This window comes from Vibrio sp. 10N.261.51.F12 (assembly GCF_041471725.1).
Classification (GTDB): domain Bacteria; phylum Pseudomonadota; class Gammaproteobacteria; order Enterobacterales; family Vibrionaceae; genus Vibrio.
Genome location: NZ_JBFROV010000038.1, coordinates 12,735 through 27,443 on the forward strand (window position 1 = coordinate 12,735; position 14,709 = coordinate 27,443).

Consider the following 14,709-nt stretch of genomic DNA (forward strand, 5'->3'; position numbering starts at 1 on the left):
AAGTTATGGAAATGAGTACTATCCACAGTATTTGGACCGTAGTTTTATTTAGCTGCTTTATGGGTATCGTTTGGTGGGCTTACGGTAAAAAACGTAAAGACCGCTTTGATGAGGATGCTAATTTAGTGTTTGCTGATGAGCAACCATCTACCTCCGAAAAAGAAGGAGAGACTAAGTAATGACTACATTTTGGAGTCTATTCATTATCGTCATCACTGTCGGTACGTTACTTGGCTGTGCTGCTATTTTGATCTGGTGTCTTCGTGACAATATGGGGGTCGAAGAAGGGGAAGATATGGGACACGAGTACGATGGTATTCGTGAACTGAACAACCCGCTGCCGAAATGGTGGACGTATTTGTTTTTTAGTACGTTCCTATTTGCTGCGGTATATCTTGCGCTCTACCCTGGTCTGGGTAACTTTCAAGGGCTTTTAGGCTGGACAAGTTCGGATCAATCCGTACAAACTCTTGAAGAATCAAAAGCCTCATTAGCGGCATCTGCAAAAAACAAGCAGTTAGACCAATATGCGAAAGAGCTAGACAGTGCAGAAACCTATTTTGGTGAAGCATTCAATCGCTTAGCGAAAACCTCAGATGGCGGCTTACGCCCTATTCCTGAGATTGCAGCCGACAGCGAAGCAATCAAGGTTGGACAACGACTCTTTTTGCAAAACTGTTCTCAATGTCATGGTTCGTCAGCTCGTGGCCAGAAAGGCTTCCCTAACCTAACCGACAATGCATGGCTATATGGCGGTGAGCCTCAAGCAATCGTTACGACGATTATGCATGGTCGTATTGGTCAAATGCCAGGTTGGAAAGATGCGCTAGGCGAAGATGGTGTTCGTGAAGTCGTCAGCTACACGTTGAGCTTATCTGGGCGTAAAGTGAATGCTCGTGAAGCCGAAGCGGGTAAATCTCGTTTCGTTGTATGCGCAGCATGTCATGGCACGGATGGTAAGGGCAACCCTGCTGTTGGCGCACCTGACTTGACAGATCATGACTGGTTATTTGGTGATTCACGTGCCGATGTAACAGAAACAGTGATGAACGGTCGTTCTGGTGTGATGCCTGCATGGAAAGACATTTTGGGTGAAGAAAAAATCCAATTGGTGTCGGCCTATGTCTGGAGCCTAAGCAATTCAGACAAATAAGTAACATTTCAATAACAGCCCCTTGTAAGGGGCTGTCTTTTCTAGATAATTTATAACTTCCTTCTTATATTAGCTGTTGAGAATTTTTTTATGGTAAAGCCTTGGTATAAACAATTCTGGCCGTGGTTCCTGATCGCGCTGCCACTTTCGGTTGTTGTCGGTACATTGTATGTAGTACTGATATTTTCCCAGAACTCTGTGGATCTAGTTGCCGAGGATTACTACAAAAAAGGAAAAGGAATAAATGTCGACATCACCAAAGTGAATGTCGCTAGGGAGCTAAAGTTAAACGCCGAAGTATCATCAATCGACAATGTCGTTATCATCGCTTTTGATAAAGGTGATCTAACCAACTACCCGGCTCTTACCACAACATTTACTCACCGCACACTGCCAGATCAAGATTTTGAAAAGTTATTAACGGCGGATGCTAAAGGGACCTATCGTTTAACACTCGATCATAAAATGCAGGGGCCGTGGTTCGTAGAACTGCAACCACACGATAAAGCATGGATGATTCAAGGCAGAGTCACCTTCCCTTCTTCTGACCCTGTGTTGATAAATTAATTATGTGTAAATCGTGTTATCACTGCGGTGAAGAAGTACCAGTCGACACGAACTACTGCGTACATATACTCGATGAAGATAGAGATATGTGCTGTCCAGGCTGTGAAAGCGTCGCTCAGACAATCGTCGATAGTGGCTTAGTGTCTTATTATCAGTATCGGACGGCGCCAGCTGAGAAAGCGGACTTAGTGCCTGAGCAGCTCAAAGCACTCATTCATTACGACAACGAAGATATCCAAAGTGAGTTTGTTCGCAGTCATGAAGACGAGAAAGAAGTCACACTTTCAATTGAAGGGGTTTCTTGTGCAGCCTGCGCCTGGTTAATCGAAAAAAGGATGTCAAATGAGCCCGGCATTATTGCTATCCGGGTCAATACGACAACTAATCGAGCGTTATTAAGATGGGACAGCAGCCAAACTAAGCTCAGTCAACTTTTGTCTGCTATCCATGAACTAGGTTACAAGGCTGCTCCATTTGAAGCCGATAAACAAGAAGCCGACTACCACAACACAATGAAGCAGTACTTGTATCGTTTGGGCATTGCTGGTTTAGCAACGATGCAAGTGATGATGCTGGCCGTCGCTTTGTATCTTGAGGTATTTGGCAGCTTAGAAACCGAGTTCAAGAACTATTTCCGTTGGGTAAGCTTAATTTTTGCTACGCCGGTTCTAATGTATTCTGCCCTTCCTTTTTATCTGAATGCATGGCGAAGTCTAAAAGGCCGAACGCTGGGAATGGATGTTCCCGTATCCATCGCGTTGATATTCGCTTATGTGGCAAGCTTAGTCGCTACCGTAACGGAACAAGGCGAAGTGTTTTTTGAATCTATTTCCATGTTTACGTTCTTCTTGTTGGTCGGGCGTTATCTAGAAATGCGAGCTAGACGTAAAGCCGCAGCAGCGAGTGGTAACCTCTTAAAGCTCATTCCAGCGATAGCAAACCGCCTTGATGGAGAACAAATACCGGTTAAGTCTCTGCAAGTTGGCGATCAAGTACGAGTGCTGCCCGGAGAGCATATTCCTGCTGACGGCATCGTACTTAATGGACGTATTCATGTTGACGAATCCATGCTTACAGGAGAGTCGTTACCTGTCGTCAAACATCAGCAAGATACGGTTTACGCCGGCACGCTGAATGGCGATGAGGCTTTTGACCTCGAAGTACGAAGTACTAAAGCAGATTCAATGATTTCCAGTATTGTGCGCTTGCAAGATGAAGCTCAATTGAGTAAACCCAAGATTGCTGAAATAGCCGACATCGTAGCTCGCTACTTTGTTGCCATCATTTTAGTGATCGCTGCGTTGACGTGGTTTTATTGGCACCAAAGTAAACCTGAAGACGCTTTTTGGATTATGTTGTCGGTCCTTGTTGCCACCTGCCCGTGCGCACTGTCTCTCGCGACACCCACCGCTATTACTTGTTCAAGCTCACGAATGGGTTCATTAGGCATACTGTCTCGTAGAGGACATGTATTTGAAACGTTATGCAAAGTGAATCATTTGATTGTCGATAAAACTGGAACGTTGACACACGGCGACATAGAGATTTCGAAAACCAAATCCTACGCTGAATATTCGGAGCAAACCGTGCTCGCTATTGCCGCATCGCTTGAGAGTCATGCCAACCACCCAATAGCACGAGCCTTTAAGCCATATTTGGACTCTGATATCCAAGTGTCCAACGTGGAGAACATCATTGGCTCAGGCTTAACGGGTACTTGGAAACAATCACAGATAAAAATTGGTAATGCGCTTTTTGTTTTAGGAGCCGCGACGCAAGAAAAAAACACTGTTTATCTCTCTCTAAATGACGCACATATCGCCAGCTTTACCTACCATGACCCGATCAGGAAGGAATCTAAAGAGTTCATTGAAAAAATGCACTTAGCCGGTATTAAAACTACATTGTTAACAGGCGATACGCTCACCAACGCTGAACCTGTTGCCCAAGAGATTGGCATCCAGTCTATTGTTGCAAGCGCATCGCCAAGTGATAAGCTGGCCTATTTAAAAGGGCTTGATGACAGTGATATAACCTTAATGATCGGCGATGGTATCAACGATGCCCCAACCCTCGCTGGCGCGCACCTTTCGGTCGCAATGGGCGGCGGTACTGATGTTGCAAAAGCCTCTGCTGATCTAGTGTTGTTAAGTGACCGCCTAGATCGCTTATTGACCGCGCGTAAATTGGCGATTCAAACCCGAAAAATTATTCGAGAGAATCTCGCATGGTCATTGGGGTATAATCTTCTCATATTGCCACTCGCAGTCGCTGGTTTAGTCGCGCCCTACATTGCCGTTGTTGGAATGTCGGCCAGCTCCATTATTGTCGTTTCCAATTCACTGCGCTTACTAAAAGAAGATAAATAGCATGGAAAGTCTTTATATACTCATCCCCATCGCCATCGTTTTGGTTTGTGTCGCCGTTGGTATTTTTCTGTGGGCGGTGAAAAGCGAGCAGTTCGAAGATTTAGAACGCCAGGGTCACAACATTCTTTTTGACGAAGACGTCACTGCAGATAATACCGCCGACTCAAAGCCAAACAAGAAAGAAGACCATAGTGACGCTTGATTTAGTGGGTGCATTTACCATCGGTTTGTTAGGTGCAGGTCATTGCATGGGAATGTGCGGCGGTATTGCTTCTTTACTGTCCATTGGGCAACCTCATAAAACCCCTACTTTACTCATCGTAAATTACAACCTAGGGCGCCTGCTTAGCTACACTCTCATAGGCAGTGTCATTGGTGGAACGGTCGCAGGGATTGCAACGTTGTCGCAGTTCAATCATGCGTTAGCCGCTCTGAGAATCCTCGCAGCTGTATTTATGATTTTGTTAGCACTGTATGTGGGTCGATGGTGGAATGGTTTACTCAAAGTTGAGAAGCTAGGGCAAGTGCTATGGAAGCGCATCTCGCCATTAGCCAATCATCTTCTTCCTCTCAAACATTCTAGCTATGCAATTCCGTTTGGTTTTCTCTGGGGTTGGCTTCCTTGTGGTCTCGTTTATTCCACTCTGACGTGGGCTGCCGTATCTGGAAGCGCAGTTAACGGTGCAGCAACAATGTTGGCATTTGGTCTAGGGACTTTACCCTCTATGTTACTTGTTGGCACTAGTGCTAAAAAATTACAATCCCTGCAGAATTCGACGAGATTTCGCCATATCGCCGCATTTTCAATACTGATTTACGGCCTTTATACAGGTTACGATGCGGTGATTATTTTTAATGCAAACTAATAGATGATTGTTTTATCATTGATTTTTTAGCTACCCTTTAGAGGTAAGGAGTGTTAAAATATTGATGTACATCAAATAGTGATAGGTTGTTATGATTTCTGAAAAACCTGCAGCAAAACGAATTCAGTCAGGTGGCTGTGCCATCCATTGCCAAGATTGTAGTATTAGCCAACTGTGTATCCCATTCACATTGAATGAAGCAGAGTTAGATCAACTAGACCAAATTATTGAGCGTAAAAAGCCCATTCAAAAGGGTCAAGAGTTGTTTAAAGCTGGCGATGAATTGAAATCTCTTTACGCAATTCGCTCTGGAACAATTAAAAGCTATACCATCACAGAACAAGGTGATGAACAGATCACGGCTTTTCATTTAGCGGGTGATTTGGTTGGTTTTGATGCCATCACCGACGATGAACACCCAAGTTTCGCTCAAGCATTAGAGACCTCGATGGTATGTGAAATACCCTACGAAATATTAGATGACCTCTCCGGAAAAATGCCGAAACTGCGTCAACAGATTATGCGTTTAATGTCGAATGAGATTAAAGGCGATCAAGAGATGATTCTCTTATTATCGAAGAAAAATGCCGAAGAGCGATTAGCCGCATTTTTGTATAATCTCTCGACTCGATTCTCTCAACGTGGCTTTAGCCCTAGAGAGTTCCGCCTTACTATGACCCGAGGCGACATTGGCAATTACTTGGGCTTGACCGTCGAAACTATTAGCCGACTTCTTGGTCGATTCCAAAAATCGGAAGTACTGAGTGTTAAAGGTAAGTACATCACCATCATCGATCATGATGCCTTAATGGAAATGGCTGGCGTGTCAAAAGAGTAGTCTTATACGTACATCCCCCTTCTTATAAGTGGCTCTTTAATGAGCCACTTCAAATTTCTCTCTCTAACCCCTTACTTTCTCTAAAAAGATTCTCCGAAGTGCGCTAAAGTTAAGTGAACAAGATTACCATTTTGGTAAGGAGACTCTATGAGCATCTACAACAATATTCTCGTCGTTGCTAATTTAAATAGCGAAGAACAACCTGCCCTTGTTCGTGCCGTACAGCTTGCAAAGAAAAGCCGTTCAAGAAGCCGGATTTCATTTTTCCTCTCTATCTATGATTTTTCTTATGACATGACATCAATGCTATCTCATGACGAAAGAGATGCGATGCGACGTGGCGTTATCCAACAACGTGAAGAATGGATGAGAACAATCGCCGAGCCGTTTGCTGATGACAGTTTTGATCTAGACGTTAAGGTGGTTTGGCATAATCGCCCTTACGTAGCCATTATTGAGAAAGTGTTTGAAGACAACCATAACATCGTGATTAAAGCGACTCGAAAACATGATATTTTAGAGTCCGTTATTTTCACGCCTACAGACTGGCATTTAATAAGAAAATGCCCTGCTCCAGTGTTGCTTGTGAAAAATTCAGATTGGCCAGATAACGCCACGATCGTAGCATCGGTTCATGTTGGTTCAGAAAACCCAACTCATATCGCGCTTAATGATAGCATGATCCAACAGCTCGATAGCCTGACTGAAAGATTAGGGGCTACCGGATATCTAGTGAACTCATACCCCGTTACCCCAGCTAATATCACCATCGAGCTTCCTGAATTTGATCCTGCAACCTATACAGATGCGGTCAGAGGCCACCATTTAACCGCGATGAAAGCCTTAAGGCAGAAGCATGGCTATGCTGAGGAACAAACGATCATAGAACAAGGACTACCTGAAGACATTATTCCTGAAGTAGCAAAACGCTTAGATGCTGCCATGGTGATATTGGGTACCACTGGACGAACTGGTCTTTCAGCCGTCTTTATCGGTAATACGGCCGAGCATGTGATCGACAAAATTAACAGTGATGTTCTTGCCCTAAAACCTGACGGTTACGTTAGTCCGTTAGACCCTAACCAAGAATAAACATTTGTGCCGTTCCATACAAAAAAAGCCCCAATAATTGGGGCTTTTTCGGTTAAGCAGTTAGATACCGTTAGTTTTGCGTACACGTAACGCAAATTTACATGCACCTTATAACGAGTATGGCTTAAATATTCGCAACGTTAATAAACATGGATTCATCGATGTTTGAAGAGGAAATCTCCGCTTCGTTAAACCCATACTCTGCTCGCTCACCTTCTCTATCAAGTGGTAGGTTTTCAAAATCAAATAGATTCTTGTCGGCTAACTGACTAGGGCTCACGTTTTGAATCGATTTAAAGATCTTTTCTACACGACCTGGGGTCTTTTTATCCCAGTCAATCAGCATGGCTTTAATGCTCTGACGTTGCAGGTTTTCTTGTGAACCACATAGGTTACAAGGAATAATTGGAAACGCCTTATGTTCCGCGTATGCGATCAAATCAGTTTCGCGGCAATAGGTTAACGGGCGAATGACCACGTTACGACCATCATCAGAGCGCAGCTTTGGCGGCATCGCTTTTAAGCGTGCACCGTGAAACATATTCAAAAACATTGTTTCTACAATGTCATCAAGGTGGTGACCAAGAGCAATCTTCGTAGCACCAATCTTTTCAGCAAATGAATATAATGTGCCACGACGTAGTCGAGAGCAAAGACCACAGGTGGTTTTACCTTCTGGGATCTTTTCTTTTACTACTGAGTAGGTATCTTTATCGACGATGTAATACGGAATGTTAAGTGTTTCAAAATAGTCGGGTAAAATATGCTCAGGAAAGCCAGGCTGCTTTTGGTCTAAGTTTACGGCGACAACATCAAAGCGAATCGGCGCGGCTTCCTTGAGCTTCAACAGGATATCTAACATCGCAAACGAGTCTTTTCCACCACTGATACACGCCATCACTACATCATTTTCTTCGATCATGTTGTAGTCGACAATTGCGTTACCAACATTTCTCCTCAGGCGTTTCTGGAGTTTGTTGAATTCAAGCGTGTCTTTTCTGGTATCTTTTTGATTCATTACGAGTTCTCATACTACCGATTGGTTTGACGGATTGTACCGACAGATGCGTTATAGGGCGCGGATTATACTTTGTTTTATGGGAAGAGAAAACTAGCAAAGCTAGGATAAACGTGAGAGTTTGTTTTATTACGTGTACAAATTGAATCGATATACTCGGTTTCGCGTACAACGAAAATAGCGACACTTGTCATGTCACCATTTTCTTTGCTTATTGCTCACGAATACTATCAATTAATAGTGAGCAATAAGCGACTATTACTTACTAACTACTAACTACTAACCATCGAGCAATGACTGGATTTATTTGCTTGTTGGCAAATACGGCAACACTCGACTCGTTTTGCCGGGTAAGCGCATAAAACCATTAGTGCCTATCTGTTCAAGTGATACTTGAGCTTTGCCGTCGACGACCGGCACAAAATGACCATCAGATAACTCTATCTTCCCGTCAGACACATCGGAAAACTCCAATGTTAAGCCAATGACGTCGGCTGTAAACCATCCGGAGAACATACCGCCTAAATCTTCTAACATTGTTTGCATTTGTGGTAGTAAATGCTCAACTTCTTGATACGATACTTCCCCAGAAAGTGGCTGCTTGGTCATAACGACCATTGAGAAGTCGCATTGCTGAGTTTGTGGTGTTTGTACATACACAAGTGGATTTGCTGCTTTCAAATTATCGTCTAGTGGAACTAACAGTTCGTTAAATTCACTCGACATTAACTCTTCATATTTTTTTTCTTTTTCCATCCATGCTTTGTCTATTTTACAAAGCTGTTGTGTTTGCGCATCGACAAAGAAAAAACCAACTTTGACATCTTCATGTCCTTCTTTAGCGTTGTTTTTCATTTGGGAATAAAGCTTAGAATAGGTAAATCGATATTCTTGCGCGGTTGCGGGTAACGATACGGCCGCTACCAGGAGGCTGACTAAGGCAAAACTGACTGCTTTCTTCATAGTTTTTATTTTGATATCCAGAATTCTTCATTATGGCGAATCATCGCTTGTAAGTCTTTGACGTATGCCTCACCTCGCTCTGAGTAGCGTAACAATCCGTTGGTGAGTTTCAATGCCGACGCTTCCGTAAGTGGTGATTGCCCTTCGTCTCTAATTTGACTACGAATAGTCCGTAGTTCAGCGTAAGCATTGTTTCGATTTACGTTCATGAAATATCCATAAATGGATTCTTGTGGTGATGAAAACTTAGCAACCTCATGAGATTTTCCGGTTCCTCTTTGTAAAGGGACGACGCCACAGCCTTTGCTGTAACACCACTGACCAAAATAGTTATTGGCTTCTTTAGCAAAGCGGGATGTGCCCCACGCGGATTCATTTGCCGCTTGAGTTAGAACCAGTGCTTCTGGTAGTACGTCTACTCTATGTAGAAGTTGCTCAATCCACTGATAGGTCACCTCTGTTGGTTCTAGATTGTATAAACGACCTAACCGTTTGGCTGTTTCAACTTGCTCTTGAGTTAAAGATTGCTCGTCTAACGCATTCTTGAATCGCAAAATACGCTGGCGCTCTTTCTCTATTCGAGCGTTTTCAATCTCGATACCGGGTCTAAGATAATCAAAGAACGTCTGTTTTTTCGTTTTTGTGTCAGTGATTGCGGCGATATCAGGGGGTGAATCAGATATCGGTACCAACGCTGGCTTCGAGACGTCACCATCTTCAGAACGTTCGCGGTCGTGACCGAGATACAAAAAAGTACTACCCGATAGCAACACGGCTGCCGCTATTAGTTTATGAGACTTACGCATCGAAGACCTCTGGATTTTTATTTGTTCTATCATTTTCGCCGTTTGGCGGATTCCCTTGATGGTCATCAAAATCATTGTCTTGAGACGCAGTCACTTGCAATTTAACTCCAAACATTTCACGGTAAATAATACCTTTGACGTGGAAGAAGAATGGTAAAACAAAGATCAAACCCAACCCATAAAACATAGCCCCGACAACAAACATCAACATCATTAGCGTGTAAATACCGGCGAGCACGAAGATTTTTTTATTGACGGCTCTTAGTGACAACAACAATGATTGCATCGGTGGTATGCGTTTTTCACAAATGAGTAGAATAGACTGGCTAAACGCGAGTGATAGATACATCGAAATAAAAGGCAACAACATCCCTATCACACCTTGCAATACCAAACTGGCAAGGGTCGCAATAATAATGGGTACCGTAAACTGTAATCCTTTCGCTATATGACGAGGTTTTGTCGATAGACCGCATGCATGGCTCATCGCCATCAATGAAACACTGGCATAAAAAGGCGCACTGACAACTTCATAACTGAAGTTCGCGACAAAAATAGCCTGAAATATGCGCTCATCTAGTAATGACGGATCTTGAAATGCTTGTAAAATCACACCGGGGTCACCGAGTTGAAGTTTTAGTGCAACATAAAAAATCCCGAGCTGAACAAAGATGAGTGCGATAATGGCGGGTGAAAACGACATAAAGTGTTTCATGGTTTGTTTCCAAGCTTCTTGGAAAATCGCGCCAGCTTTCAGTTCATACTGACCTGAGACTGCACGTTCAATACTCCCACCCAGATTAAAGTCTCTTTCAAAATCATTTTTCATAGTTTTTCCATGTCACACTCGCGAATGTGAACGTCTATTTTTTCGTTAAAAAGGCTGCGCCATTATAGCGACATCAAGCGATCATTATCACTCTTATAAGCTTGCTTTATTATCTTTTTGGATAATAATTAACCACTTGATAAGTTAAAATTTTCATCTTGGTGCTGTGTAATACAAGTATGGTAAATAATGTTTAGTTTTACCTGCAATTTTTTTCTGTATCAAGATGAAAAAATGCTTTGATTTCACTCAATTGGTGATTATGATGCGCGCCTCAATCATGTATAGCAACCGGCCTATAAACAAAAAATGGCCAAGGTGGAGATAAACAGACATTGAAAGCTCAACAATCAGTAGGAACACCAGTCGTACAACTCTCTGGTGTAAGTAAAAGTTTCGATGGTAAGGAAATCATCGCAAATCTAGACTTGAACGTTAATCATGGTGAATTCCTCACTATTTTAGGCCCTTCTGGCTGCGGTAAGACAACCGTACTTAGAATGATTGCAGGTTTTGAAACCGTTGATGGCGGTACAATAAAGCTTGCAGACCATGACGTCACCGAAGTTCCTGCTGAACAAAGGCATGTCAACACCGTATTCCAAAGCTATGCCCTATTCCCCCACATGACTGTTTTTGAAAATGTGGCGTTCGGATTGCGCATGCAAAAAGTGCCAAGTGCTGACATTGAACCAAGAGTATTAGAAGCACTCAAAATGGTTCGATTGGAGAAAATGGCGCAACGTAAGCCTCATCAATTATCAGGTGGCCAACAACAACGTATCGCTATTGCACGTGCGGTCGTCAATAAGCCTAAAGTGTTGCTTCTTGATGAATCACTATCTGCGCTCGACTACAAGTTACGTAAACAGATGCAGATCGAATTGAAGCAATTACAAAGACAGCTTGGTATTACCTTCATTTTTGTTACGCATGACCAAGAAGAAGCGTTATCCATGTCGGACCGCATCATTGTTATGCGCGATGGTGTGATTGAGCAAGATGGTTCGCCTCGAGAAATATACGAAGAACCAAAGAACTTGTTTGTTGCTCGCTTCATTGGTGAAATCAATGTGTTTAATGCAACGGTTAATCATCGTATTGATGACAAGCGTATCCACGCGACCATTGAAGATCATGAATGTATTGTTTATCACGATAGCCCGTGTTTAGAAGGTGACCAGTTGCAAGTTCTACTTCGCCCAGAAGACTTGCGTATTGAAGAAATCAAAGAATCTGAGACTAAAGGCATTGTTGGCCATGTGGCTGAACGTACCTATAAAGGAATGACGCTGGATTCTGTGGTTGAACTCGAATCTGGGATGCGAGTAATGGTCAGCGAGTTTTTCAACGAAGACGATCCCGATGTGGATCACTCTCTGGGACAAAAAGTTGCCGTCACTTGGGTTGAAAGCTGGGAAGTGGTATTAAAAGATGAGCAAGAAATTTAATTTACAAAATGCCATCATCACCTTAATTGTGAGCTGGTTAGTACTCTTTGTACTGATTCCCAATGTGATGATCATCGGCACCAGTTTTTTAACGCGAGATGAGGCCAATCTTATTGAGTTGACCTTTACGTTAGATAACTACGCTCGATTATTGGATCCTTTGTACGCCAAGGTTGTATTTCACTCGTTCTACATGGCGATTATTGCAACATTAATCTGCCTTGTCGTCGGCTATCCATTCGCTTACATCGTCGCAAAAATGCCGGAAAAATGGCGACCGTTCATGCTTTTTTTGGTCATTGTGCCATTTTGGACGAATTCTCTAATCAGAACCTATGGACTAAAGATTGTCCTTGGTACTCAAGGGATTTTAAATAAAGGGTTAATCGCACTTGATATCATCGATAAGCCGCTGAGGATTATGTATACAGAAACAGCAGTCATGATTGGCTTAGTCTATATTTTGCTTCCTTTTATGATTCTACCCTTGTATTCAGCATTGGAGAAACTCGACAATACTTATATTGAAGCAGCAAAAGATCTAGGCGCAAATAAATGGCAAACCATTACTAAGATCATCTTGCCACTAACAATGCCAGGAATCATTGGTGGCTGCTTATTAGTGCTATTGCCGGCACTTGGTATGTTCTATATCGCTGATTTATTAGGCGGCGCTAAAAATCTATTGATCGGTAACGTCATTAAAAGTCAGATACTAAACGCAAGAGATTGGCCATTTGGTGCTGCCACCAGTATCGCCCTAACAGCCGCGATGGCGGTCATGTTATACGCCTATTATCGAGCGGGTAAATTATTAAATCGTAAAGTGGAGCTCGAATAATGGGTCGCACTGCTAAATTTGGTTTCATGACGTTTGTCTATGCGTTTTTGTATTTGCCGATTATTGTACTCATTGCTAACTCATTCAATGCTAATAAGTTTGGTATGAAATGGGGTGGATTGACCACAAAGTGGTACCACGCGTTGTTTAACAATGACAGCTTAATGCAAGCCGCCTGGCATTCTATTAATGTCGCTGTATTTTCAGCAACCGCCGCCACATTAGTTGGCAGTCTAACGGCCGTGGCCCTATTTCGATATCAGTTTAAGGGCAAAAAAGCGGTAAGTGGGTTGTTGTTTATCGTGATGATGTCCCCTGATATTGTGATGGCCATTTCGTTACTCGCAATTTTCTTAGTCATGGGCGTACAACTCGGTTTCCTAACGTTATTGGTAGCGCATATTACTTTCTGCTTACCTTTCGTTGTTGTAACGGTCTATAGCCGTTTGAAAGGTTTCGACGTTAAAATGTTGGAAGCGGCAAAAGATTTAGGAGCCAGCGAATGGACGATACTCAAACAGATTATCTTCCCTCTTGCTAAGCCCGCTATCGCTGGAGGGTGGCTATTAAGTTTCACCTTATCACTCGATGATGTCATTGTAAGTTCGTTTGTTACTGGACCAACTTACGAGATACTGCCACTTAAGATTTATTCAATGGTCAAAGTTGGTATCTCACCTGAAGTCAATGCGCTGGCAACAATTATGCTCATTGTTTCTCTAGCGTTAGTCATGACATCGCAGTTTCTTGCTCGAGAGAAAATTAAATAATCACACAACTTTAAGTGAGAGCAGAATGGCTCTGCCACTCTGCTCTTTTTTTATCTATGCCTTTAAGGCAGCGTTTGTTTGGAGCTTACGTCAATGAAAAAATGGGCTACTTTATTAGCTGGTAGTGCATGTGCACTTTCTCTTGCATCTGGCATGGTGAGTGCAAAAGAACAACAATTGGTTTTCATGAACTGGGGACCATATATCAACAGCAATATCCTTCAGCAATTTACCAAAGAAACAGGCATCAAGGTTATCTATTCAACCTATGAATCGAACGAAACCTTATACGCTAAATTGAAAACGCATAATAAAGGGTATGACTTGGTTGTTCCTTCCACCTATTTCGTGGCTAAAATGCGTGATGAAGGCATGTTGCAAAAAATTGATAAATCCAAATTAAACAATTTCCATAATTTGGATCCAAATTATCTAAATAAACCGTATGACCCTAACAACGATTATTCGATACCTCACGTCGTCGCCATCACTGGGCTTGCGGTTAATACCGATATGTATGACCCAGAAGACTTTACCAGCTGGGCAGACTTATGGAATCCGGAGCTCGAAGGTCAGCTGATGATGATGGATGATACTCGTGAGGTCTTTCACATCGCTCTTCGTAAGCTCGGATATTCAGGAAATACCACGGATCAAAAAGAAATCGATGAGGCCTACGCGGAGCTTAAAAAACTCATGCCGAATGTTTTAGTCTTTAACTCTGATAATCCCGGTTCGCCTTATATGTCTGGTGAAGTCGGGCTAGGTATGCTGTGGAATGGCTCCGCCGCCGCCGCACAGAAAGAAGGTGTACCTCTTGAGCTAGTCTTTCCAAAAGAAGGCGGTATTGGTTGGGTCGATAACTTTGCAATTAGCTCAGGTGCTGAAAACGTAGAAGCCGCTCACAAGATGATTGATTTTTTGTTGCGTCCCGAGATTGCTGAACAAATCTCGACCGACACTGGCTACTTAACTGGCGTCAAAGCATCCAACGACAAGTTTAAGCATGAACCCGCCCTATTTCCTTCCCAAGAAGATTTAGACCGGGTTGAATGGCAAGACTCTGTAGGCGAAAAGACCGTGGTTTACGAAGATTATTTCATGAAACTAAAAGCAGGCCAGTAATTAAAAGTGGGTTTTACAAAA

16 protein-coding genes are annotated in these 14,709 nt (G+C 42.9%); 12 read left to right on the forward strand and 4 right to left on the reverse strand.

The genetic code is table 11. The features are described 5' to 3' along the window. Positions 1-5: 5 nt before the first annotated feature. The 8 genes from AB4405_RS19920 to uspE all read left to right on the forward strand — a co-directional run bounded on the left by AB4405_RS19920 (position 6) and on the right by uspE (position 6,885). The gene (locus AB4405_RS19920) at positions 6-179 is read left to right on the forward strand and encodes a CcoQ/FixQ family Cbb3-type cytochrome c oxidase assembly chaperone (protein WP_102470726.1); all 174 of its coding nucleotides are present in this window, start codon (positions 6-8) and stop codon (positions 177-179) included. Next, positions 179-1,153, forward strand: a complete 975-nt coding sequence (ccoP, locus tag AB4405_RS19925; protein ID WP_102470725.1) for a cytochrome-c oxidase, cbb3-type subunit III — start codon at positions 179-181, stop codon at positions 1,151-1,153. The genes AB4405_RS19920 and ccoP overlap by 1 nt, the downstream gene beginning before the upstream one ends. A 90-nt stretch (positions 1,154-1,243) precedes the next feature. Further along, complete coding sequence (locus tag AB4405_RS19930) at positions 1,244-1,720, forward strand: FixH family protein (protein WP_372062529.1); 477 nt, start codon at positions 1,244-1,246, stop codon at positions 1,718-1,720. A 2-nt stretch (positions 1,721-1,722) separates the two neighbouring features. Next, complete coding sequence (locus AB4405_RS19935) at positions 1,723-4,089, forward strand: heavy metal translocating P-type ATPase (protein ID WP_372062530.1); 2,367 nt, start codon at positions 1,723-1,725, stop codon at positions 4,087-4,089. Between the two features lies 1 nt (position 4,090). Then, positions 4,091-4,291 (forward strand): cbb3-type cytochrome oxidase assembly protein CcoS, encoded by a 201-nt coding sequence (gene ccoS, locus AB4405_RS19940; protein ID WP_102470722.1) that lies wholly within the window; start codon positions 4,091-4,093, stop codon positions 4,289-4,291. Next, a complete protein-coding gene (locus AB4405_RS19945; protein WP_372062531.1) occupies positions 4,281-4,955 on the forward strand; it encodes a sulfite exporter TauE/SafE family protein in 675 nt (224 codons plus the stop codon). Before ccoS ends, AB4405_RS19945 begins: the two co-directional genes overlap by 11 nt. Positions 4,956-5,046: 91 nt before the next feature. Further along, entirely contained in the window at positions 5,047-5,793 is a 747-nt protein-coding gene (locus AB4405_RS19950; RefSeq protein ID WP_102470720.1) for an FNR family transcription factor, read from the forward strand. A 147-nt stretch (positions 5,794-5,940) separates the two neighbouring features. Continuing rightward, positions 5,941-6,885 carry a universal stress protein UspE gene (gene uspE, locus AB4405_RS19955; protein WP_372062532.1) on the forward strand — a complete coding sequence of 315 codons (945 nt, stop codon included), beginning with the start codon at positions 5,941-5,943 and terminating at the stop codon, positions 6,883-6,885. Positions 6,886-7,009: 124 nt separating this feature from the next. Here uspE and ttcA read toward each other — a convergent pair whose 3' ends face one another. The 4 genes from ttcA to AB4405_RS19975 all read right to left on the reverse strand — a co-directional run bounded on the left by ttcA (position 7,010) and on the right by AB4405_RS19975 (position 10,501). Beyond that, positions 7,010-7,903: a tRNA 2-thiocytidine(32) synthetase TtcA gene (gene ttcA / locus AB4405_RS19960; protein ID WP_102470718.1), complete on the reverse strand. Its 894-nt coding sequence runs from the start codon at positions 7,901-7,903 to the stop codon at positions 7,010-7,012. Positions 7,904-8,206: 303 nt separating this feature from the next. Continuing rightward, complete coding sequence (locus AB4405_RS19965) at positions 8,207-8,866, reverse strand: DUF2987 domain-containing protein (RefSeq protein WP_372062533.1); 660 nt, start codon at positions 8,864-8,866, stop codon at positions 8,207-8,209. Positions 8,867-8,871: 5 nt separating this feature from the next. Then, the gene (locus tag AB4405_RS19970; protein ID WP_372062534.1) at positions 8,872-9,672 is read right to left on the reverse strand and encodes a glucosaminidase domain-containing protein; all 801 of its coding nucleotides are present in this window, start codon (positions 9,670-9,672) and stop codon (positions 8,872-8,874) included. Further along, complete coding sequence (locus AB4405_RS19975) at positions 9,665-10,501, reverse strand: hypothetical protein (protein WP_372062535.1); 837 nt, start codon at positions 10,499-10,501, stop codon at positions 9,665-9,667. Before AB4405_RS19975 ends, AB4405_RS19970 begins: the two co-directional genes overlap by 8 nt. Positions 10,502-10,836: 335 nt before the next feature. Between AB4405_RS19975 and potA the strand changes: the two genes are divergently transcribed. The 4 genes from potA (at position 10,837) to AB4405_RS19995 (ending at position 14,688) form a co-directional block, all read left to right on the forward strand. After that, the gene (potA, locus tag AB4405_RS19980; RefSeq protein WP_372062536.1) at positions 10,837-11,952 is read left to right on the forward strand and encodes a spermidine/putrescine ABC transporter ATP-binding protein PotA; all 1,116 of its coding nucleotides are present in this window, start codon (positions 10,837-10,839) and stop codon (positions 11,950-11,952) included. Next, complete coding sequence (gene potB / locus AB4405_RS19985; protein WP_372062537.1) at positions 11,936-12,793, forward strand: spermidine/putrescine ABC transporter permease PotB; 858 nt, start codon at positions 11,936-11,938, stop codon at positions 12,791-12,793. The genes potA and potB overlap by 17 nt, the downstream gene beginning before the upstream one ends. Further along, positions 12,793-13,563, forward strand: coding sequence for a spermidine/putrescine ABC transporter permease PotC (potC, locus tag AB4405_RS19990; protein ID WP_372062538.1), 771 nt, complete (start codon positions 12,793-12,795; stop codon positions 13,561-13,563). The genes potB and potC overlap by 1 nt, the downstream gene beginning before the upstream one ends. Positions 13,564-13,656: 93 nt before the next feature. After that, the gene (locus tag AB4405_RS19995; RefSeq protein WP_372062539.1) at positions 13,657-14,688 is read left to right on the forward strand and encodes an extracellular solute-binding protein; all 1,032 of its coding nucleotides are present in this window, start codon (positions 13,657-13,659) and stop codon (positions 14,686-14,688) included. Positions 14,689-14,709: the final 21 nt, after the last annotated feature.

Coding starts and splice junctions, on each gene's coding strand:
- AB4405_RS19920 (WP_102470726.1), top strand. CDS start 6: ATGGAAATGAGTACTATCCACAGTATTTGGACCGTAGTTTTATTTAGC.
- ccoP (WP_102470725.1), top strand. CDS start 179: ATGACTACATTTTGGAGTCTATTCATTATCGTCATCACTGTCGGTACG.
- AB4405_RS19930 (WP_372062529.1), top strand. CDS start 1,244: ATGGTAAAGCCTTGGTATAAACAATTCTGGCCGTGGTTCCTGATCGCG.
- AB4405_RS19935 (WP_372062530.1), top strand. CDS start 1,723: ATGTGTAAATCGTGTTATCACTGCGGTGAAGAAGTACCAGTCGACACG.
- ccoS (WP_102470722.1), top strand. CDS start 4,091: ATGGAAAGTCTTTATATACTCATCCCCATCGCCATCGTTTTGGTTTGT.
- AB4405_RS19950 (WP_102470720.1), top strand. CDS start 5,047: ATGATTTCTGAAAAACCTGCAGCAAAACGAATTCAGTCAGGTGGCTGT.
- uspE (WP_372062532.1), top strand. CDS start 5,941: ATGAGCATCTACAACAATATTCTCGTCGTTGCTAATTTAAATAGCGAA.
- ttcA (WP_102470718.1), bottom strand. CDS start 7,903: ATGAATCAAAAAGATACCAGAAAAGACACGCTTGAATTCAACAAACTC.
- AB4405_RS19965 (WP_372062533.1), bottom strand. CDS start 8,866: ATGAAGAAAGCAGTCAGTTTTGCCTTAGTCAGCCTCCTGGTAGCGGCC.
- AB4405_RS19970 (WP_372062534.1), bottom strand. CDS start 9,672: ATGCGTAAGTCTCATAAACTAATAGCGGCAGCCGTGTTGCTATCGGGT.
- AB4405_RS19975 (WP_372062535.1), bottom strand. CDS start 10,501: ATGAAAAATGATTTTGAAAGAGACTTTAATCTGGGTGGGAGTATTGAA.
- potB (WP_372062537.1), top strand. CDS start 11,936: ATGAGCAAGAAATTTAATTTACAAAATGCCATCATCACCTTAATTGTG.
- potC (WP_372062538.1), top strand. CDS start 12,793: ATGGGTCGCACTGCTAAATTTGGTTTCATGACGTTTGTCTATGCGTTT.
- AB4405_RS19995 (WP_372062539.1), top strand. CDS start 13,657: ATGAAAAAATGGGCTACTTTATTAGCTGGTAGTGCATGTGCACTTTCT.